General features: G+C 61.0%; 18 protein-coding genes. 9 read left to right on the plus strand and 9 right to left on the minus strand.

Annotated elements, in window-relative coordinates:
* Positions 1-72: 72 nt before the first annotated feature.
* The 3 genes from QBK88_RS20125 to QBK88_RS20135 are packed head-to-tail and all read left to right on the plus strand — an operon-like array spanning position 73 to position 3754.
* Positions 73-2433 carry a PEP-utilizing enzyme gene (locus tag QBK88_RS20125; protein ID WP_277963418.1) on the plus strand — a complete coding sequence of 787 codons (2361 nt, stop codon included), beginning with the start codon at positions 73-75 and terminating at the stop codon, positions 2431-2433.
* A complete protein-coding gene (locus tag QBK88_RS20130; RefSeq protein ID WP_277963419.1) occupies positions 2430-3032 on the plus strand; it encodes a gamma-glutamyl-gamma-aminobutyrate hydrolase family protein in 603 nt (200 codons plus the stop codon). Before QBK88_RS20125 ends, QBK88_RS20130 begins: the two co-directional genes overlap by 4 nt.
* Entirely contained in the window at positions 3029-3754 is a 726-nt protein-coding gene (locus tag QBK88_RS20135) for a phosphocholine cytidylyltransferase family protein (RefSeq protein WP_277963420.1), read from the plus strand. The genes QBK88_RS20130 and QBK88_RS20135 overlap by 4 nt, the downstream gene beginning before the upstream one ends.
* Positions 3755-4131: 377 nt before the next feature.
* Here QBK88_RS20135 and QBK88_RS20140 read toward each other — a convergent pair whose 3' ends face one another.
* Positions 4132-5241, minus strand: a complete 1110-nt coding sequence (locus tag QBK88_RS20140) for an acyltransferase family protein (RefSeq protein ID WP_277963421.1) — start codon at positions 5239-5241, stop codon at positions 4132-4134.
* A 206-nt stretch (positions 5242-5447) separates the two neighbouring features.
* On the opposite strand from QBK88_RS20140, the gene QBK88_RS20145 reads away from it, so the two are divergent.
* The 3 genes from QBK88_RS20145 to QBK88_RS20155 all read left to right on the plus strand — a co-directional run bounded on the left by QBK88_RS20145 (position 5448) and on the right by QBK88_RS20155 (position 7985).
* Entirely contained in the window at positions 5448-5645 is a 198-nt protein-coding gene (locus QBK88_RS20145) for a hypothetical protein (protein ID WP_277963422.1), read from the plus strand.
* 545 nt (positions 5646-6190) lie between these two features.
* Entirely contained in the window at positions 6191-7024 is an 834-nt protein-coding gene (locus QBK88_RS20150) for an oxidoreductase (protein ID WP_277963423.1), read from the plus strand.
* A 22-nt stretch (positions 7025-7046) separates the two neighbouring features.
* Positions 7047-7985, plus strand: coding sequence for an AraC family transcriptional regulator (locus QBK88_RS20155; RefSeq protein WP_277963481.1), 939 nt, complete (start codon positions 7047-7049; stop codon positions 7983-7985).
* Between the two features lie 5 nt (positions 7986-7990).
* Here QBK88_RS20155 and QBK88_RS20160 read toward each other — a convergent pair whose 3' ends face one another.
* From QBK88_RS20160 to QBK88_RS20170, 3 genes are all read right to left on the minus strand, one after another.
* A complete protein-coding gene (locus tag QBK88_RS20160) occupies positions 7991-8311 on the minus strand; it encodes a hypothetical protein (protein WP_277963424.1) in 321 nt (106 codons plus the stop codon).
* Positions 8312-8388: 77 nt separating this feature from the next.
* The gene (locus tag QBK88_RS20165; protein WP_277963425.1) at positions 8389-8709 is read right to left on the minus strand and encodes a hypothetical protein; all 321 of its coding nucleotides are present in this window, start codon (positions 8707-8709) and stop codon (positions 8389-8391) included.
* 39 nt (positions 8710-8748) lie between these two features.
* Positions 8749-9444 carry an SOS response-associated peptidase family protein gene (locus tag QBK88_RS20170; RefSeq protein ID WP_277963426.1) on the minus strand — a complete coding sequence of 232 codons (696 nt, stop codon included), beginning with the start codon at positions 9442-9444 and terminating at the stop codon, positions 8749-8751.
* 96 nt (positions 9445-9540) lie between these two features.
* Between QBK88_RS20170 and QBK88_RS20175 the strand changes: the two genes are divergently transcribed.
* Positions 9541-10734 carry a DUF2252 family protein gene (locus QBK88_RS20175; RefSeq protein ID WP_277963427.1) on the plus strand — a complete coding sequence of 398 codons (1194 nt, stop codon included), beginning with the start codon at positions 9541-9543 and terminating at the stop codon, positions 10732-10734.
* Positions 10735-10840: 106 nt separating this feature from the next.
* On the opposite strand, the gene QBK88_RS20180 is transcribed toward QBK88_RS20175, so the two are convergent.
* The gene (locus QBK88_RS20180; protein WP_277963428.1) at positions 10841-11740 is read right to left on the minus strand and encodes an SDR family oxidoreductase; all 900 of its coding nucleotides are present in this window, start codon (positions 11738-11740) and stop codon (positions 10841-10843) included.
* Positions 11741-11911: 171 nt separating this feature from the next.
* On the opposite strand from QBK88_RS20180, the gene QBK88_RS20185 reads away from it, so the two are divergent.
* Complete coding sequence (locus QBK88_RS20185; protein WP_277963429.1) at positions 11912-12580, plus strand: glycosyltransferase; 669 nt, start codon at positions 11912-11914, stop codon at positions 12578-12580.
* Positions 12581-12628: 48 nt separating this feature from the next.
* Here the strand turns inward: QBK88_RS20185 and QBK88_RS20190 are convergent, their stop codons facing one another.
* The 4 genes from QBK88_RS20190 to QBK88_RS20205 all read right to left on the minus strand — a co-directional run bounded on the left by QBK88_RS20190 (position 12629) and on the right by QBK88_RS20205 (position 17071).
* Positions 12629-12841, minus strand: coding sequence for a hypothetical protein (locus QBK88_RS20190; RefSeq protein WP_268151489.1), 213 nt, complete (start codon positions 12839-12841; stop codon positions 12629-12631).
* 66 nt (positions 12842-12907) lie between these two features.
* Positions 12908-14248: an OprD family porin gene (locus QBK88_RS20195; RefSeq protein WP_268141039.1), complete on the minus strand. Its 1341-nt coding sequence runs from the start codon at positions 14246-14248 to the stop codon at positions 12908-12910.
* Between the two features lie 62 nt (positions 14249-14310).
* Positions 14311-15852: an MFS transporter gene (locus tag QBK88_RS20200; RefSeq protein ID WP_277963430.1), complete on the minus strand. Its 1542-nt coding sequence runs from the start codon at positions 15850-15852 to the stop codon at positions 14311-14313.
* 10 nt (positions 15853-15862) lie between these two features.
* A complete protein-coding gene (locus tag QBK88_RS20205) occupies positions 15863-17071 on the minus strand; it encodes an aspartate transaminase (protein WP_277963431.1) in 1209 nt (402 codons plus the stop codon).
* 701 nt (positions 17072-17772) lie between these two features.
* Here QBK88_RS20205 and nac point away from each other — a divergent pair.
* Complete coding sequence (gene nac / locus QBK88_RS20210) at positions 17773-18690, plus strand: nitrogen assimilation transcriptional regulator NAC (protein ID WP_277963432.1); 918 nt, start codon at positions 17773-17775, stop codon at positions 18688-18690.
* Positions 18691-18743: the final 53 nt, after the last annotated feature.

An 18743-nucleotide genomic window follows, 5' to 3' on the forward strand; every position in this document is an offset into this window, starting at 1 on the left:
ATAATTTGTATAGAGCCTAGCGAGCATCGTAGCGCATAACTGAACGAGACTACTAAAATCGAGGCATGGCCAATGCAGTCGAGACCTTTAGCCGATAGATTCGAATTTTCAAGCAAAGCTGGGACATTGGAGCGCCTTTCCCCGCTCCTTAAAACAGGCCGCGTGTTGCCATTACACCGCTTCACGGTCCGTAACTGGCGCAGAAGTCCGCACGCAATTCTAAACTATTGTGCTCAGCGTTTTGGAAGTCAGCTATTGATCGTGCGCTCCAGTAGTTTGTCCGAAGATCAGAATGGACGCTCTGGAGCCGGGATGTACGCTTCGGTTGGTAATGTGCGCGGAGTCGTGGCATTGAATGAGGCCATTGAGCGGGTGATCCGCTCTTACGGACAAACCAATGATTTGGATGAAGTGCTCATCCAGAACATGGCAACTGGAATAACGGCCTCGGGTGTCGCGATGACTCGCGATCCGGAAACCGGCCTGCCTTACTACGTAGTCGATTATGTGCCGGGGGACGGGACCGGTGGCGTCACGGCCGGGGCCAATACTGTCCACTCGTTCGCGGCACTCAAATCTCATGATAGTCCAGAACCTCCGGCGCTTAATGGGTTGTTTGCCTTGCTGGCAGAAGTAGAGCAACTGACTGACCATGACGCGCTGGACATAGAGTTCGCAATCACACAGGGCGGGCCCCTGCTATTTCAAGTACGCCCGATGACGGGTAAAGGTGTAGTGGATATTGATGCTCAAGCCGACCTGACGTTGCTATCTATCCTGAGCTCGGAAGTGGTCCTGCTTGAAGGGTTGGTCCAAAAGGGCCGAGAGCCCGACCATGGTTCCACCGCCTTTTTGGGGATGATGCCCGACTGGAATCCCGCCGAGATGATCGGGGTCAAGCCTCGTCCGTTAGCCTATTCCCTTTATAAAGAGCTTATCACCGATGTGAATTGGGCATCAGCGCGGTTCCGCTATGGCTATCGCGACATGCGCAATACGCCATTGATGTATCAGTTCGGTGGGACACCGTATATTTGCATCCCCTATAGCGTGGAGTCGTTCGTTCCAGCAGCGCTGCCATTGTCTATCGTCAGATCGGTAGTGGCGGAATGTTGTAAGCATCTGGCCTGCCACCAGGCGTTGCACGACAAGATTGAATTCTCAATTATTCCCACCTGCTTTACCCCGCAACTGGCGGCGTTGCCTGCCGCATCAGTTCCAGCTTTCCGTGGGTTGAATGCGGCACAGCATACGCTATACCTAGCTGGGCTGAAGAGCGTAACTGAGAATATCTTAAGCTCCAATGGGCCATTTTTTTCGGACCTCACTCGAATTCCCCGTATTGAACAAAAAGTCGAAAGGCAGGCTTTCCAGCAGCAGACTGAGGATCCGCTTCAACAGTTACGTCATGCCGTAGCCGACGCAAAGGTAGTCGCGGAAGTTTTCTCCGGCGTTGCACGAGCCGCTTTTGTAGCTACCGCAATCATCAAGTCGTTGGAGACCATGCAGCGGATACCAGCAGGTTTCACTGACTCGCTAATCGGTGGCGTCTGTACTGTAGGCCGTAAGATGGCCGGCGACTTCCAAGTACTGAATAAAGAAGCGTTCTTGCTCCTGCACGGCCATATACGTCCTGGCACATATGATTTGCGCGTGGCTCGATACGATGAAACTCCAGACGCCTATTTCGACTGGCACGCGCCGCTCCAGCGGGCCTATCGGGACGAGGAGCCGCTGCTGATCACTGGTGAAATAAGAACTGCTGTGCAACAGGCCTTCGATGAGTGCCGACTCTGCGTATCCGCCGATCACTTTTTCATATTTCTTGACGCCGCTATTGCAGCTCGGGAAAAGGTCAAATATTTGTACGGTGCTTTCGTTTCGCAAGCTCTCAAGGCGCTCGGGAGTTGGGGGGAAGGGTACAATATAAGTCGCGAGGAAATGAGTTTCTCAACGCTTGACGACTTTATCGGAACCCTTGAAGAGGCACAGTTGGGGATGATTCGGGATCGTATTTTCAGCAATCGTACACGCTGGCAGTCCACTCAAGGTATCCGGACCCCCGTTATTGTTTGCAAATCTCAAGATTTGCTATCTCACACTATCGAAATATGCAACCCAAACTTTATCACCCGCAGTACGACTGAAGCGCCAGTTGCGGTATTGCGGCCAGAGGACGCTAGCAAGCGAGAGATCGAAGGCTGTATTGTACTGATCGAGTGTGCCGACCCTGGTTTTGACTGGATTTTCACTCATCGAATCGCGGGGTTCATCACGGCTTATGGCGGAGAGAACTCTCATATGTCGATTCGTGCTCGTGAGTTTGATATCCCTGCTGCAATTGGCATCGGGGAGGCAAGGTTTCATAGCTTGTCATCAACTAAAAAGTTAATTCTCGATTGTGCTGAGCGGCGTATCCAGGTGCTATTATGATCATTATAGCCGTCAGTATGCTACGGCTTTTCGATACGACCAGAGGCGAGTGGAGGGACGCGATTGACGAGCGCTGGACATCCTTTTTGTCTGAGTGTGGCGTGTTGCCCCTTTACATACCCAATGATGCGTCCGTCAGTTACCAACTGTTGGAGCAACTTCAGCCGCAAGGTGTGCTGTTGACCGGAGGAGGGAGTTGTCGTGTGCTGTCGGGTATTGCTGACGCGCGAGATGAAACCGAATCAATGCTGTTGGGATGGGCTGCAGACCGTCGTCTGCCAGTCCTGGGAGTTTGTCGTGGAATGCAGGTGATGCTCAGCCTTTCAGGGGCAACACTAGTGCCCGTCGCTTCCCACGTAGGCGCTCATAGCGTTCTCCATAAGGGTGCTATTCGTCGTGTAAATTCATTTCATAATTATGGATTTTACGCTACGCCGCCTGGCTATGAAGTCGAGGCTATCAGTGAGGACGGTGTAATCGAAGCCGTCAGTAACCTAAGCGTGCGTCATAGCGCCGTGATGTGGCACCCAGAACGCAACCGGTATTGGGATAGCGATGACCTTGCGTTGGTTCGGCAGCTTTATGGAGTTTCACTATGAAAGCGATCATTCTTGCTGCTGGACGTGGTAGCCGCCTGGGGAGGCTCACTGGTGAGAGGCCTAAAACACTGGTGGCTCTGAACGGTATACCTTTGATAGAACGAGCAGTTTGCTCATTACGTGCTGGAGGTGTTACCGAGATCGGCATTGTAGCAGGTTATCGCAGCAACATGCTTGCATCCTACGCGGACAGGCTATTTATGAATTCACGATGGAGCACAACAGGGATTTTTCACTCGCTCAATACTGCCCGTGAATGGCTAGGCTCGCAGCCTTGCATGGTGAGTTATGGCGATATCTTCTATTCGTCGAGACTGGTGGCCGCCCTGATGCAAAAAGATGAAGACATCGACCTTGCATTCGACCCCCAAGCGGTAGAACTCTGGAGTCGCCGTTTCGATCGACCTCTGGATGATATGGAGCGATTTGTCATCGAGAACGGTAGAGTATCCGAAATCGGGCATTGTGCTGCGGCACTCGCGCAAATCCAAGGGCAATACATGGGGCTGTTCAAGCTAACGCCACAGGGTTGGCACTCATTGAATGTAAATTTGGAGCGCTTAAGTATCTCGCAGCGTGAACAAATTGATATGACCTCGGTTTTTGCTTTGTTGATCGAGGCCGGTGTACGCATCGGCGGAACTCCGACAACTGATCCGTGGGGCGAAGTTGACTGCCCTTCCGATGTGCAGCTCTATGAAAGCATTTACCCAAAAATATGAATTCATCATTTTACATGTCGTTGTAGTTGGGTCGGAGAGAAATTTCACCGATTTGTAACTATTATGTTCTTCACCTCCGTGACTGTTGCGCAATTGCGATAAGGGGTATGGTTTATCTAGAGGCAGGCTGCGCCGCCAAAGAGCGCTTTGTTAAGGGGCAAACGATATGGCTCGAAACAGCTGGGGAAAGCAGCGCGATTGGCTTTTATCGAAGCCTCGGTTGGCGGCACGTGGGCAGCCTGCCGGGCTATAACGTGCGTTTGACAATGCTTGGAAGACACCTGAAAAATTTTTGGTTATGAGTTTTTGCGTACCATCTGTGCTGTGGCTGATGGAGCCTAGTTCTGGGAGTCATAAATTGGCTAAATGTTGGGTGGTCAACCGTGCTCGGCGCGAGTCGGCTTCGCTATTTTTGAATGAAGTCGCGTAGCTAACTTCATGGCCAACCGCTTGCCCAGCGCTTTTGATGCGTGCCGGCAAGGCGACTCGATGGTGTGGTAGGCGACGTATGATAGTGCGATGGTCGCGGCGACCAATGCGACCTGTGCATAGGCCGTCGCACTTGTCCCCGAGACTTGAATGATATAACTATCCGCATACCTGATTAAAATAAGGTGGAACATGTAGATGGAAAAACTCAGTTCTCCAAGTTTGACCAGCGGCGCCCAGGATAGCACTGCGGACACCCAGCCCCTCGACAATGAAAACGCATGAATGCATAGAGAAAAGGCGGGTATGAACAAAAGGGTGTAATCCAGTGGCAGTGTTTTGCCAACGCCCCAACGGACCAGCATCACGTAAAGCGCCGCAATGCCCGTCAGTGAACCCACTTCCAGGCATGTGGCTGCCCCTCTGGAGGGGGACCGCGGGCCTGCATTGATATGGTGGAGGCCGATCGCGGCACCTGACACGAATACGAGTGCGTTCAGTGGTGATATCTTGAGTAGCCACCAATATTGGTTGAAAGGCTCCATGCGGTCTACGTATAGCAGGCTGACCGCTGACAGTGCGACGATAGGCAGTAAGTAAATCAAGGCCAAGCCAACACGGGAAGTGTCCAGTTTCAATGATTTTATCGCGTGTAGCATGAACGGGAACGTCAAGTAGAAAGCCCATTCAATCGAGAGCGTCCAGGAAACGGAGTTGTAGCTGAAATAGTCAAGGTCGCTCGGGTACCAGCTATGCATGAGCAGCGCATTGGTGATGAACACAAAGGGGCCCGATGGCGCCGTGGCAATGGGTATGGCGAGTGCGAGGGTGAACAGGTGGATTGGGAAGATGCGCCCGAACCGCGAGGCATAAATGGCTGAAAGCGCCGGCGCACTGAGTGTGGTGGTTCTTGAAGAGTACGTGAAGGCGATAATGAAGCCAGACAGAAGGAAGAAGAACAGAACGCCCAGTCCTCCCGTATGAGAGCCCGTTCCGAGGTGGTCATAGACAACCGCCAATGCTGCAAAAAATCGCAGGGATGTAAGAGGCTTTATCACTCAACGTCCTTAATTCAGAATTCATCAGCGCTTCAAGCAGGGCGCGCGGAGTTTACCAAACAGCCGGCCTGAGCGGCTGTTTTCGTGTAGAACCGGGCGGCTGACGATTGCAAGGGCGCTGCCCGTTCGTCTAACGTGGGGCACTCCCCTGGTCTTGCTCGCCTCCCAATAGAACGCGTATCTGCACGCGTTCAGCGGAGGTAGTGATGGACATCGACGAAAATGCCCCAGGGAATATTTCTCAGCGTGGCGTGGGCGGGACCACGGATAACGAAACGGCCCATGGCCCGAAAGGGGACGAGCATGAGGTGCCGTTGCCGCCCGACGACGAAGCGGCTGTTGAAGAAGACATGTCGGATGTGGACGCTTCCGATTCGGTATCGAGCGAGCACCCAGCCCCTTGACGGGAATAATCACCTACGGATGATGATGAAGGATCTTCGTCAGGCAGCGGCTGATTCGTGCGTTATCGGCAAGGGGCCCGCCGTGACACGAGGGTTTTCAGTGCGATTGCAAGGCGGCACTCAGCCAGATTCCAGGCAAAAAAATGCCCGCGATGGGGGTTAGCGGGCAGGGGAATCAAAGGAGCTGGTTGTACCTTACGCCCCGTGATGTGAAAACTTTGTTAGCTGGCTATTGGATTCTGCGGTGTATCAGTCACTGTTCGTTGGCTGCTTCCCGAGCTACGCCCGGTCCTTCATGGGCCTCCTCACCATCACGGCCATCCTCTGTGGGGCCGGGCGCCAGCTCGGGAAGCAGGCGCCGCGGTATATCAGGCGGACGGGGTTCGCCGTTATCGAGCTTCCCCCCGATGCCACAGGGGCAATGCGCCCACCCGCAGTCGCAGTGAATCATTGATAGGAATGGGCAATCCTCAAACACGAACTGGCATGGGGCTGCTCGCCCGCGGTGCCTATGATGGGCCGGTAACCCTCGACAGGACTTCGCCATGACTACCCTCAAAACCCTTTTCATTACCGGCGTCAGCAGCGGCTTCGGCCACGCCCTCGCGCAGCAGGCATTGGCAGACGGGCATCGCGTCATCGGTACGGTGCGCACCGACGCTGCCTTGCAGGCGTTTGAAGCCCTGAACCATGAACGTGCTCACGGCGTGATACTCGACGTCACTGACGTTGACCGCATCGATGCCGTGGTCGCCGACGTTGAGGCTACCCATGGTCCGGTGGACGTTCTGGTGAACAACGCCGGCTATGGCCATGAAGGTATCTTCGAAGAGTCACCGCTGGAGGAGATGCGCCGCCAGTTCGACGTCAATGTGTTCGGCGCCGTCGCCGTGACCAAGGCCTTCGTGCCGTATTTTCGCCAGCGCCGTGCCGGGCATATCATCGCCATCACTTCCATGGGCGGCACTATCACCATGCCCGGTATCGCCTACTATTGCGGCAGCAAGTTTGCGCTCGAAGGTATTTTCGATACCCTGAGCAAGGAACTGGCGCCTTTCGGCATTTTCGTCACGGCCGTGGCGCCAGGCTCGTTTCGGACCGACTGGGCAGGGCGCTCCATGCGTCGTACGCCGCGCAGCATCAGTGACTACGACGCCAGTTTCGACCCCATACGCCAGGCGCGCGAAGCGAAAAGCGGCAAGCAGTTGGGCGACCCGCTGAAGGCGGCGCAGGCGATACTGCACATCATCGCCAGCCCGGCACCGCCGGTGCATCTGCTGCTGGGCAGCGATGCCCTGGGGCTGGTGAGGGACAAGCTGGCGCAGGCGGCCAGTGAGATTGATCAATGGCAAGACCTCACCCGTTCCACTGACGGTTGAGGGTCGTGCCGAGGTGACTGACATGGTGCACGCCGATACCTGCACTGAGCGCATGGTGCAGTTGATGGGACAGCTGGCGCCGGTCGAGGGCTATAACCTCAGTGCGCTGGACGATGTGCGTTTCCTGCGCTCCAACCGACCGCTCACGCGCACGCCGGTGCTGTACGACCCGGGTATCGTGATTCTGTGCCAAGGCCGCAAGCGTGGCTACCTGGGTGAAGAGGTGTACGTGTACGACGCCCAGCACTACCTGGTGGTGTCTGTGCCCGTGCCGTTCACCATGGAAACCGACGCCAGCGAAGCGCAGCCCATGCTCGCGGTTTACATGCGCCTGGACCTGCAACTGGCCAGCGAGCTGATGCTGCAGGTGGACGAGGCCTTCGGGCCCAGTGGTGCCCCGCCCAAAGGTATGTACGCCTCCCCCATGGACGACGCATTGCGCGCGTCGACGCTGCGGTTTCTGGAGGCCATGAGCGTGCCCGCGGATGCGTTGATACTGGGCCCGGCGCTGGTGAGGGAGATCTATTACCGCATCCTGACGGGTGAGCAGGGTGGTTCCCTGCGTGCCGCCCTGAACCGTCAGGGGCATTTCGGCAAGGTGACCCGTGCCATCCGCAAGATTCACAGCGGCTATCACGAACGTCTGGATGTAGAGGCACTGGCGCAGGAAGCGAACATGAGTGTGCCCAGCTTCCACCTGCACTTTCGCAAGGTGACCGACGCGTCGCCCATGCAGTACCTGAAATCGACGCGGTTGCATCAGGCGCGGTTGCTGATGCTGCGCCAGGCGATGAGCGCGTCCACTGCGGCGTTCAGCGTTGGCTACGAAAGCGCCTCGCAGTTCAGCCGTGAATTCAAGCGCTTTTTCGGGCGCACGCCGCAGGCAGAGGTGGAATGGATGAAGGCCACCTATGCGCTGCCCGCGCCCAGCGGGCCGTCTGCGTACGTGTCATCCCATTGATGGGGTTATTGCTGGGGTGCGGCTTTGTGCGTGGGCGTGGTTTTCCTGTGGGTGCTGGTGCTCTTGCCGGTGCTTTTGCTCGAGGTTTTCGAATCCTTGATCGTTTGCTGGGTCTCGGCCCCCGAATTGTTGCCCGAGGCTTCCTCGCCTTTCTTGTTGGCCCTGTTGGCTTTATCCGCGTCGGCGCTAGGGGGCTGGTTCATCCCCGGTAGCGCGGTGGCCGGTGCCGGCGTCTGTGTCTGCGTTTCGTCTGCAGCGGCCACGGCAAACAGCGGGCTTACCAGTAGCAAGCCCGCCAGTGCGTGTGCCGTCATGAGTCTGTTCATGGCCCAGTCCTCCAGTGCCTGTGTATTGCATTGGAGGAGCGGGCAGGGGGAAGGTGCGTCAGCGCTGACCGACGGTATCAGACAAAGCGCTGAGCGCCGGTAGTACCGCGCGGCAAGCGTGAGCGGCCTGGCAAGTCTGCCAGGCGCGCACGCCAGTCGGCCTTGGCATCGAAGCGCGCGGGTGCCGGTTTGTCCTTTTTGGCCTGGGCGTTCTGCTTGCGGATCTCGGCCAGCGATGGTGCCTTGTTGGCGACCGGCTGGGCGTTGGTGTCGGCCTTGGCCAACGAGCGCAGGCACGATTTGCAGGTAACTTGCTCAGGGCTCGCGCAGCTGACGACGTTGGGTGTGTTGCGACCGCAAGCGATTTCGCTGCCGTTCGATGAGTAGTGAGTAACCAAACCTGTTTCTCCAAGCTTTTGAAAACGAAGCTGATTTTCTCACAATAGACGGCCTTCTGCCGAGCCCGGCGTGCCCAACGGTGCAACCAGCCCCGGTCCTTCGTTCCGCACATTGCCCACTTCACGCCCTACCGGGTACCACCGGAAGTCGCTCACCGGCCGCCCTTCATGGCGGGCAATGGCTTCGGCCTGGGCAGCATCGAGGGCGGGGTCTACCCAGGCGCGGGCAGCATCCGGGGCCAGTACCACGGGGCGGCGGTCGTGGATATCGACCATACCCTGGTCGCTGGCATCGGTGATGATCACAAAACCGTTCCCGGGGCCGCCGACCTGCGCCAGGCCGGCGAAGAACAGCGGTTTGCCGCTGGTCAGCTGGATGAACCAGGGCTGCTTGAGCTTCGGTGCCTGGGGATTCTTGACCCATTCGTACCAGCCGTCGGCCGGCACCAGTACTCGACCAAGGGGCCATAGTTGCTTGAAGAAACGGTTGGTGGCCATGGTTTCGACGCGCGCATTGATCGGCGCGGGGCGCTTGTCCTGCGCCCAGGCGGGCGCCCAGCCCCAGCGCAGTTCGTCGCTGTGCAGCGTGTCGCCGTCACGATGCAGCACGGGCACGCGGGTGGTGGGGGCCACGTTGTAGCGGGGTGTCACGGGTTCCATGCGGGCGCGGTTGATGAAGTCCAGCTCCAGCAGGTATTGCTCCATCCGCGCCGCCTGGGAAAATCGTCCACACATGGCTTCGTCCTCCGATGATGCCTACACCGTATTGGTAATATTTTGAAACATTTGCGCGGGCTGTAGTCCATTGTTCACACCCTAGACGGCCCCTCCATGAAAACACCGCGTCCTTCCGCTCGCCTCAAGCCCCTTACCCAACTGCGCAACCTGAAGATGGCCCGCTCTGCCCACGCTTACGTGCGGGGCAGTACGGTGCAATTCTACCAATGGCTGCACAGCCAGTCTGGCCGGCGCCTGCCCAATGGCCCGGCGGTGTGGATCTGTGGCGACTGCCATGCGGGCAACCTGGGCCCTACGGGTGACCTCAAGGGCCGGATCGACATTCACATTCGCGACCTGGACCAGACCGTCATCGGCAATCCGGTTCATGATCTGGTGCGCCTGGCGCTGTCCCTGGCCACCGCCGCGCGCGGCTCCGACCTGCCCGGCGTGGTTACCGCCAAGATGCTTGAAGAGGTGATGCGCGGTTACCAGTTGGCGTTCACCGACGCCAGCGATGAAGACCCGCCGCGCCCAGCCCAGGTCAAGGCCGGCATGCGCAGCGCCGTGCAGCGCACCTGGAAGCACCTGGCGCAGGAGCGCATCGAGGATGCGCGCCCCACTATTCCGCTGGGCAAGCATTTCTGGCCGCTGTCGCGCCAGGAGCGCACGGCCTTGCAGACGCTGTGCGACAGTCAGGAAATCCATGGCCTGGTCACCTCCCTCAAGGGCCGTTCGAAGAATGACCGGGTAGAACTGCTGGACTCGGCCTACTGGGTCAAGGGCTGCAGCTCCCTGGGGCTGAGCCGCTACGCTGCGTTGCTGGGCGTGGGCGATGACGACGACCCCGATTACTGCCTGATCGACATCAAGCAGGCCGTGGGCGCCGCCGCGCCTCGGGCGGCCCGTGCACACATGCCACGCGACAACGGCAAACGCGTGGTCGAGGGTGCGCGGCACCTGAGCCCCGGCCTGGGCAACCGCATGATCAGTGCGCGCATGCTGGACCAGGGTTTTTTCATTCGCGAATTGCTGCCCCAGGACATGAAACTGGAACTCGACCAGCTAAGCCAGGTTGAAGCCATGCGCGCGGCCGCCTACCTGGCGCGGGTGGTGGGCCAGGCCCATGCCCGGCAGATGGACAAGGGTACCCGCGCCGAATGGATCAACGACCTGCAACTGAACCGCTCGCGGGTGCTGGATGCACCCTCGTGGTTGTGGTCCAGTGTGGTGCAACTGGTGGGCAACCACGAAATCGGTTACCTGGAGCACTGCCGGCGCTATGCGCTGGATGCGGACAAAGGCTGAGCCGCAGGCACCTGATCAAGCAGGCGGGCAGCCGCGGTATCCGCGGCCGCCCAACCATGGCCAACGGACTATAGGTACAAGCCGCGTAGCTCCGGCACGCCTCGCTTCATGGCAACGGGTTGCCGCCCGTCACGCCATACGTCTCACCGGTGATATAGCTCGATTCCTGAGTCGCCAGGAATACATACAACGGCGCGCACTCGGCCGGTTGGCCGGGGCGCCCCATGGGCGTCTGCGAGCCGAAGGTGGGGATCTTGTCCCGCGGCTGGCCACCGCTGGGTTGCAGCGGCGTCCAGATGGGACCGGGCGCCACGGCGTTGACCCGCACGCCCTGGGCGATCACCTGCTTGGCCAGGGCCTTGGTGAACGCCACGATCGCGGCCTTGGTGGACGCATAGTCCAGCAGGTTCTGCGACGGGCTATAGGACTGGATCGACGCCGTGTTGATGATGGTCGCACCGGCTGGCAAATGCGGCAGTGCCGCCTTGCACAGCCAGAACATCGCGTAGACGTTGGACTTGAACGTGGCGTCGAACTGCTCGGTGGTGATGTCGGCGATGGCTTCCACGGCCTGCTGTTTGCCGGCCACGTTCACCAGGATGTCCAGGCCGCTCAGGCGCTCCACGGCCTGGCTGACCAGCGACTGGCAAAAGCGCTCGTCCTTCAGGTCGCCCGGCAGGCAGATGGCCTTGCGGCCTTCGGCTTCGATCAGTTGCACCACTTCCCGCGCGTCGCTTTCTTCCTCGGGCAGGTAGTTGAGCACGATATCGGCGCCTTCACGGGCGTAGGCGATGGCGGCGGCACGGCCAATGCCCGAGTCGGCGCCGGTGATCAGCGCCTTGCGCCCGGCCAGGCGGCCAAAGCCCTTGTAGCTGGTCTCGCCGTGGTCGGCGGCCGGGTGCAATTTGTGCACTGTGCCGGGGGCTGACTGCGGCTGGTCGGGGAACTCGGGCTGCGGGTACTGGGTCAGCGGGTTCTGCATGCTGTACTGGTTGTCGGTCGCCATGTCGGTTCTCCTCGGACGGCATCATTGAAGTCATGGCAGTGGAGGGCGAGGGGCAGGCAAACGTTCAAATTTTCTCCGCGTCCCGCGAAGGCAAAAATTTTTTAAACCTTGTGCGAAGACCAGCAGTCGATAACTCATCAGTCATGGCTTCGGCGCGGCGAGGGACAGTAAATGATCGGTGTCGTGATACCCGCACATAATGAGGCAAGTTACATCGAACAATGCCTGGCGTCAGTTACGCTGGCTGCCGGGCATCCCCGCCTGGCGGGTATCAGGGTCGAGGTGCTGGTGGTGCTGGATGACTGCACCGACCTCACTGGCGACCTGGCCCATGCCGCCGGCGTCACCACCCTGGCCGTGACCTTCCGCAATGTCGGCCGGTCGCGCGCGGTAGGCGCCCAGGTGATGATCGAAGAGGGGGCTCAGTGGCTGGCCTTTACCGATGCGGACACCCAGGTGCCGTTTGATTGGTTGGCCAGGCAGTTGGACTTTGAAGCGGACGCCGTGTGCGGCACCGTGCAGGTAGACAGTTGGGAGCACCACGCCCCGGAGGTACGTGACAGTTACCTGGCGGCGTATCGTTTCGTCGAAGGCCACCGGCATATCCATGGTGCCAACCTGGGCCTGAGCGCCAAGGCCTACCTGAGCGCGGGTGGTTTTCAGCACCTGGCTGCCCATGAAGACGTGCAGCTGGTGGCCGACCTGGAGCGTACGGGGGCGCGAATCATCTGGACCGCTACCCATCCAGTCGTCACCAGCGCCCGCCGTGACTTCAAATGCCGTGAAGGTTTCGGCGACTACCTCCTGTCCCTCGAACCACCGCTGACCGCAACGCTTTGAAACTGAACAGCTCGTTGGCTTGCCAGCGAGCTGTTCAGCGGTATTGGCTCAGTTCCCGTCCGCCACTTTGCGTTCGATCTCGTCGGTCTTGCGGCGAATTTCCTCGGCGTCCTGCTCCAGCACGCGGGTGGAGGAAGGCGTGATCGCCTCATCCACGGCGCGGGTGTCGTCGTCGCGGTCTTGCAGGTCTCGCTCGACCACGTTCACCGGTTTGCCCGCCACGTCGGTGGGCGGGTTGTTGTTACTGTCGCGGTTGCTCATGTCCGTCTCCTCGGTTGTTCTGAACATTGGAGATGCACCGCGTGCAGGAGTTCGGCTTTTCTGAGGTCAGAACAGGTTGATCGGGTAGGTGACGATCACCCGGTGCTCATCCTGGTCCCGCGCCCCTGGAAATTCGGTGCGCAGGGAGGCATGGCGCAAGGCGACGCTCAAATCCTTTGCCGGACCCGATTGCACGGTGTAGGTGAGCGTCAGGTTGCGTTCCCACTCGCGCTTGTCGCCGGTGGCGGTGTGAATCCCCGAGCCGCTTTCATACATGCCCAGGAACGTCAACCCCGGCACCCCCATGGCGGCGAAGTCGTAGCCGTAGCGCACCTGCCAGGTCCGCTCGCCGGCGCGCTGGAATTTGCCGATCATGGACTCGGTCATGAAGTAAGCGGTGGAGCCGTCACCCTGGTTCAGCCACACTGCATCGCTGTCGCCGGTCACTTGCTGGTAGCCGGCGGCGAGGGTGTGCGGGCCCACCAGGTAGGTGAACAGGGCACTGGACAGCTGGCTGTCGACCTTGCCCTTGGTGACGCCGTCGCCGTAGTAACCGGCGGTGTAGTAGTCCGGGTCGTTGTTGTCCTTGCCATCGGCGCTGTTGTTGAAGTAGCGCAGGTCGCTGCGCAAGGTGCCGGGGCCGACCTTCCAGTTGTGCACCAGGCCGAGGAAATGCTGGGTGTAGAAGTTTTCCAGGTTGCCGTAGTAGTACTGCAGCAACAGGTCGGGGTTGGCTTTCCAATCCACGCCAGCGTACTGGAATTTGTGCACGAACTTGCCGGTCAGGCGGCTGTTGGCCCCTGGAATCGACATGCCCATCTGGTTGGTCGACCCACGGCCTTTGACACTGTCCAGCTGGCCTGCGGTGAAGGTGAAGTCGCGCAGGTCCCTGGACTGGATCTGTTCGCCGTTGAAGGTCTGTTGCAGCATGCGGTCGGTGGACATGACGACTGGCAGCATGGGGACCAGCGCACCGGCGCGGATTTCGGTCTTGGCCACACGCATCTTGGCGGTGGCACCCAGGCTGGCGAATTCGTCAGCCGCACGGCCATTGTCGGTGGGGAAGATGTTGCCGTTGTAAGCGGTGCCCGACGGGTTGTAATGGCGGCCCTTGCCCGAGTCCAGCTTGATGCCCAGCATGCCGATGGCGTCCACCCCGAAGCCGACGGTGCCGGGGGTATAGCCCGACTTGAAATTGAGGATGAAGCCCTGGCCCCACTCCTGGGTGTAATTGGGGTCGGCGGCGCCGCTGCGGTTGTCGGCGTTACTGAAGAAGTTGCGCGCCAGGATGCTCGCGGTGCTGTCTTCGATAAAGCCTTCGGCGTTGCTCTGTTGCGCGATGACCAGGCCGCACAGGCCGGCCAGCAAAGTGGGTGCGCGGTTGGCTGCGCGATTCAAAAGCACCATCGGGTTATCCTCATGCTGTAGTCAATGTTGTGGGAGGCAGGCAATGGCGGCAGTCAACGTCGTTATTGTTCTTCAGGAGCAATCGCGGCCGGGGCGCGGGTCAGCGCCACCGGCGGTAGGCGCATCAATACCCACAGGGCCACCGCAGCCAGCGCCGCGCACAGCAGCAGGCCGGTGCCCAGGCCTTGGGCAAGCGCTTGCCGGGCCAGGTCCAACAGGGCGCTGTTATCGTGGGCGGGGCCACGTTGCAGCAGTACCTGCGGGTCGAGGTAGGGCGCCAGCGCGCCGCCCTGGCCGATGGCGTCGAAGGCGTGGCGCAGGTGCACGGCGTACAGCAGTTTGACCAGTGCGCCCATCACTGCGGTGCCCAGCAAACCACCCACCAGGCGCAGCGACTGGGTGAGGGCCGTGGCGATGCCCAGGAACTCGCGGGCGGCCAGGGTCTGGGTGAACACCGTGAGGTTCATCAGGATGAAACCCAGGCCCAACCCCGCCAGCAGGATCAACCCCAACAGCAAGTGGAACGAGGCCTCCAGGCCCACCCACCACAGGCCCAGACAGGCCAGCGCCAGCACGGCGAAGCCGGCCAGGGGCACGCGGTTGGGGTTGCGCAGGTGGGTGATGACGCGGCCGTTGACGATCGCCCCCAGGGTGATGCTCAGGGCCAGCGGGGTAATCAGCAGCCCGGCGTCCTGGGGGGAATAGCCATAGCTGCCTTGCAGCAGCAGCGGCAAGTAGAACAGCAGGGTGAACATGATCGCCCCGGCCAGCAGCGACAACACGAACAACTGGCGCACGCTGCCCGCCTTGAAGAGGGCGGCGGGCAACAGGGCGTGCTGGTAGCGCCGCTCCCATCCGACCAGGGCAAGCAGCGCCGCCAGGCACAGACCGCCCAGCGCGGCACTGGCGGCGGTGGACGACTGCCCCAGCCATTCCACCCACAGTTGCAGGCTGCCCAGCACCAGGGCAATCAGCAGCGCGCCCAGCCAGTCGAGGCGAATGGCCCCCCGACGCAGCGGCCGATACCAGGGCAGGTAGCGCCAGGCGAAGAACAGCGCGAGCGCGCCCAGGGGCAGGTTGATATAGAACACCGAACGCCAGCCGAACGCACCGGTCAGGTAACCCCCCAGGCCTGGGCCCAGGGCATTGACCACGCTGAACAGGGCGCTGAGCAGGATTTGCCAGCGCAGGCGCTGGCGCGTGTCGGGAAACAGCTCGGGAATGCACGCGAACGCCGTGCCGATCAGCATGCCGCCGCCCACGCCTTGCAGGCCCCGGCCCAGTACCAGCACCGGCATGCTGGAGGCCAGCGCGCACACCAGCGAAGCCAGGGTGAACACCACGGTGGCCGCGAGCACGAAGGGCTTGCGGCCGAAGTAGTCACCCAGGCGGCCGAAGATCGGGATGGTGATGATGGACGCCAGCAAGTAACCGGTGGCCACCCAGGCATACAGCTCGAACCCCTGCAGTTGGGCGACAATGCTTGGCAACGCATTTCCGATCACTGTCTGGTCCAGGGCCGACAGCATCAGCACCAGGGACAGGCCGAGCATGGCCAGCAGGGCCTGTTTGAAGCTCAGGGCCGGAGGGCTCGGCAGCGTCATCGTCAGCCCCTTACACCAGCGCCGCGACGGCGGCGGCGATGCGCTGGCACCCGATTTCCAGAGTCTCGATGGCCGAGGCCGTGGACATGCGGAAGAACGGCGCCAGGCCATAGGCACTGCCCGGGATCACCGCCACGCCCTGGCTTTCCAGCAGGTACAGAATGAAGTCGCTGTCGCTTTCCAGCACTTGGCCTTGCGGGGTGCGCTTGCCCAGTACGGCGGCACAGTTGACGTACAGGTAGAAAGCGCCCTCCGGCGGCAGGCAGCTCAAGCCTTCGATGGCGTTGATCAATGCCAGGCAACGGTCGCGGCGCTGGCGGTACACGGCGCGGCTTTGGGCGATGAACGCCTGATCGCCGGTAAGGGCCGCCACGGCGGCGGCCTGGCTGACGCTGCAGGCATTGCTGGTGGACTGCGACTGCAAGGTGGCCATGGCGGTGATCAGGTCGGCAGGGCCGGCGCCGTAGCCGATGCGCCAGCCGGTCATGGCGTAGGACTTGGACACGCCATTGATCACCAGCACACGGTCCTTGAGCGCCGGCTCCACGGCCAGGATATGGGTGGCGGGGCGGTCGTCGTACCGGATGTGCTCATAGATGTCATCGGTCATCACCAGCACGTCGGGGTAGTCCAGCAATACATTGGCCAAGGCGCGCAGTTCGTCGGCGTGGTACACGGCGCCGGTCGGGTTGCTGGGGGAGTTCAGCAGCAGCCAGCGGGTGCGCGGGGTGATGGCGGCGCGCAATTGGTCGGCGGTGAGCTTGAAGTGGTGGTCTTCGTCGCAGGTCAGGGTCACGGGTTCGCCTTCGCAGGCCAGCACCATGTCCGGGTAGGACACCCAGTACGGCGCTGGGATCAGCACCTCATCGCCGGCGCCCAGGGTGGCGGAGAAGGCGTTGTAGATCGCGCTCTTGGCGCCGTTGGTGACCACGATCTGCGCCGGGGTGTAATCCAGGCCGTTCTCGCGCTTGAGCTTGTCGACGATGGCCTGGCGCAGCTCCGGGGTACCGGCGTTCTGGGTGTAGCGGGTGTGGCCGGCTTCGATGGCGGCGCTGGCGGCCTGGCGGATGTGGCTTGGGGTGTCGAAGTCTGGCTCGCCCACCACCAGGTTGATGATCGAGTGGCCGGCGCGGCGCAGTTCGTGGGCGCGGTCGGCGGCAGCGCTGCTGGGCGAGGGTTTGATGCGGTGCACACGGGCGGCGATGCGGGAAGCGGTCACGGGGTTTTCCTCGGGTGGTGGCCTGATGACGGCTACGTTACGAGGCACGGCGGTTTCGCTGATAAGACAAGTTTGTTCTGGTTTGATAGGCACAGCTTATGACCGCCGCCAGCGCAATGCGCACAAAAATAGTGCAATGCCCTGATTGCTAGCCGTGACGAGGGGGGTGGCTGCGTTGTTATGCGTATCCATAGCGAAGGCTTATACCTCCCGGTATGCCTGATACACCGTGGTGCCTGCTTCCCGAGCTGGCGCCCGGTCCCACAGAGATGAACTGCTGGGCCGGTGATGTTGACCCTGTGGGACCGGGCGAAGCTCGGGAAGGCCACGGCGCGGTAGGCCTGATACGCCGCGGCGCCTGCTTCCCGAGCTGGCGCCCGGTCCCACAGAGAACGGCTGGGCCGGTGAGGTTGCTCCTGTGGGACCGGGCGAAGCTCGGGAAGGGCACGACGCGGTAGGCCTGATGCACCGCGGCGCCTGCTTCCCGAGCTGGCGCCCGGTCCCACAGAGAACGGCTGGGCCGGTGAGGTTGCTCCTGTGGGACCGGGCGAAGCTCGGGAAGGGCACGACGCGGTAGGCCTGATGCACCGCAGGGTCCCACAGGGCATGGCCGCACCGACGGGTTCACGCTTCAGGAAGAGCCCGGCTGGCCCGGCTTTTGCTCTAAAGATCTCATCCGCCTTGCCCGAGTGTGTTGTCCAGTGAACCTGCGCCGTTTGAAGTACTTCGTGAAGATCGTCGATGTCGGCAGCCTGACCCAGGCCGCCGATGTGCTGCACATTGCCCAGCCAGCCCTCAGCCAGCAACTGGTGACCCTGGAAGCCGAGCTGCAACAGCAGTTGATTATCCGCACCAAGCGCGGCGTCACCCCCACCGAGGCCGGCAAGGTGCTGTACGGCCACGCGCAGTTGATTCTGCGCCAATGCGAACAAGCCCAGAGCGATGTGAATGCCACCGGCTTCGCCTTGTCCGGCCAGGTCTCCGTGGGCCTGGCGCCCGGCACGGCGGCCTCCGCGTTGTCGCTGCCGCTGCTGCGCCGGGTGCGTGAACGCCACCCCGGTATTCTGCTGTACCTCAACGAAAACTTCGGCACCACCCTCAGCGAACTGATCATGAACGGGCGCATGGACATGGCCGTGCTGTACGGCGGCCGTGAAGTGCATGGCCTGAGCTTCGTGCCGTTGATGCGCGAGCAGTTGTACCTGGTCAGCGCCGACCCCGAACTGCACGCCCGGGATGAGATCAGCCTGGCCGAGCTGGCGGGCCTCGACTTGCTGCTGCCGCGCACCTACAACACCATGCGCCGCCTGGTGGACGAAGCCTTCCTGAAGCTCGGCCTCACCGCTCGGGTGATCGCCGAGGTGGAGTCGTCCACCACCCTCGCGGCGGCCGTCAGTGAACACTTCGGCTCCACCATCCTCCCGGAGTCCGCCGCCCGCGCCCTGGTGGCGGTGCACGATGCACACCTGTGCCGCATCACCCAGCCGGACATCGAGGCGCCCCTGGCCCTGTGCCTCTCCGGGCATTTGCCGCTGTCGGTACCGGCCCAGGCGGTCAAGGCCATCCTGCTGGAACTGATCGCCGACATGCGCGGCAACCTGGTGTCGGCGCAGTCATAAGGGCCGCTTATCTCCCCACAGTCAAACCGTCTTGGCCGTGTTTTGCGCCGCTC

The sequence above is a fragment of the Pseudomonas sp. RIT-To-2 genome (genome assembly GCF_029623465.1).
GTDB lineage: Bacteria > Pseudomonadota > Gammaproteobacteria > Pseudomonadales > Pseudomonadaceae > Aquipseudomonas > Aquipseudomonas silvicola.

Coding starts and splice junctions, on each gene's coding strand:
- QBK88_RS20125 (WP_277963418.1), top strand. CDS start 73: ATGCAGTCGAGACCTTTAGCCGATAGATTCGAATTTTCAAGCAAAGCT.
- QBK88_RS20130 (WP_277963419.1), top strand. CDS start 2,430: ATGATCATTATAGCCGTCAGTATGCTACGGCTTTTCGATACGACCAGA.
- QBK88_RS20135 (WP_277963420.1), top strand. CDS start 3,029: ATGAAAGCGATCATTCTTGCTGCTGGACGTGGTAGCCGCCTGGGGAGG.
- QBK88_RS20145 (WP_277963422.1), top strand. CDS start 5,448: ATGGACATCGACGAAAATGCCCCAGGGAATATTTCTCAGCGTGGCGTG.
- QBK88_RS20150 (WP_277963423.1), top strand. CDS start 6,191: ATGACTACCCTCAAAACCCTTTTCATTACCGGCGTCAGCAGCGGCTTC.
- QBK88_RS20155 (WP_277963481.1), top strand. CDS start 7,047: ATGGTGCACGCCGATACCTGCACTGAGCGCATGGTGCAGTTGATGGGA.
- QBK88_RS20160 (WP_277963424.1), bottom strand. CDS start 8,311: ATGAACAGACTCATGACGGCACACGCACTGGCGGGCTTGCTACTGGTA.
- QBK88_RS20170 (WP_277963426.1), bottom strand. CDS start 9,444: ATGTGTGGACGATTTTCCCAGGCGGCGCGGATGGAGCAATACCTGCTG.
- QBK88_RS20175 (WP_277963427.1), top strand. CDS start 9,541: ATGAAAACACCGCGTCCTTCCGCTCGCCTCAAGCCCCTTACCCAACTG.
- QBK88_RS20180 (WP_277963428.1), bottom strand. CDS start 11,740: ATGGCGACCGACAACCAGTACAGCATGCAGAACCCGCTGACCCAGTAC.
- QBK88_RS20185 (WP_277963429.1), top strand. CDS start 11,912: ATGATCGGTGTCGTGATACCCGCACATAATGAGGCAAGTTACATCGAA.
- QBK88_RS20190 (WP_268151489.1), bottom strand. CDS start 12,841: ATGAGCAACCGCGACAGTAACAACAACCCGCCCACCGACGTGGCGGGC.
- QBK88_RS20195 (WP_268141039.1), bottom strand. CDS start 14,248: ATGGTGCTTTTGAATCGCGCAGCCAACCGCGCACCCACTTTGCTGGCC.
- QBK88_RS20200 (WP_277963430.1), bottom strand. CDS start 15,852: ATGACGCTGCCGAGCCCTCCGGCCCTGAGCTTCAAACAGGCCCTGCTG.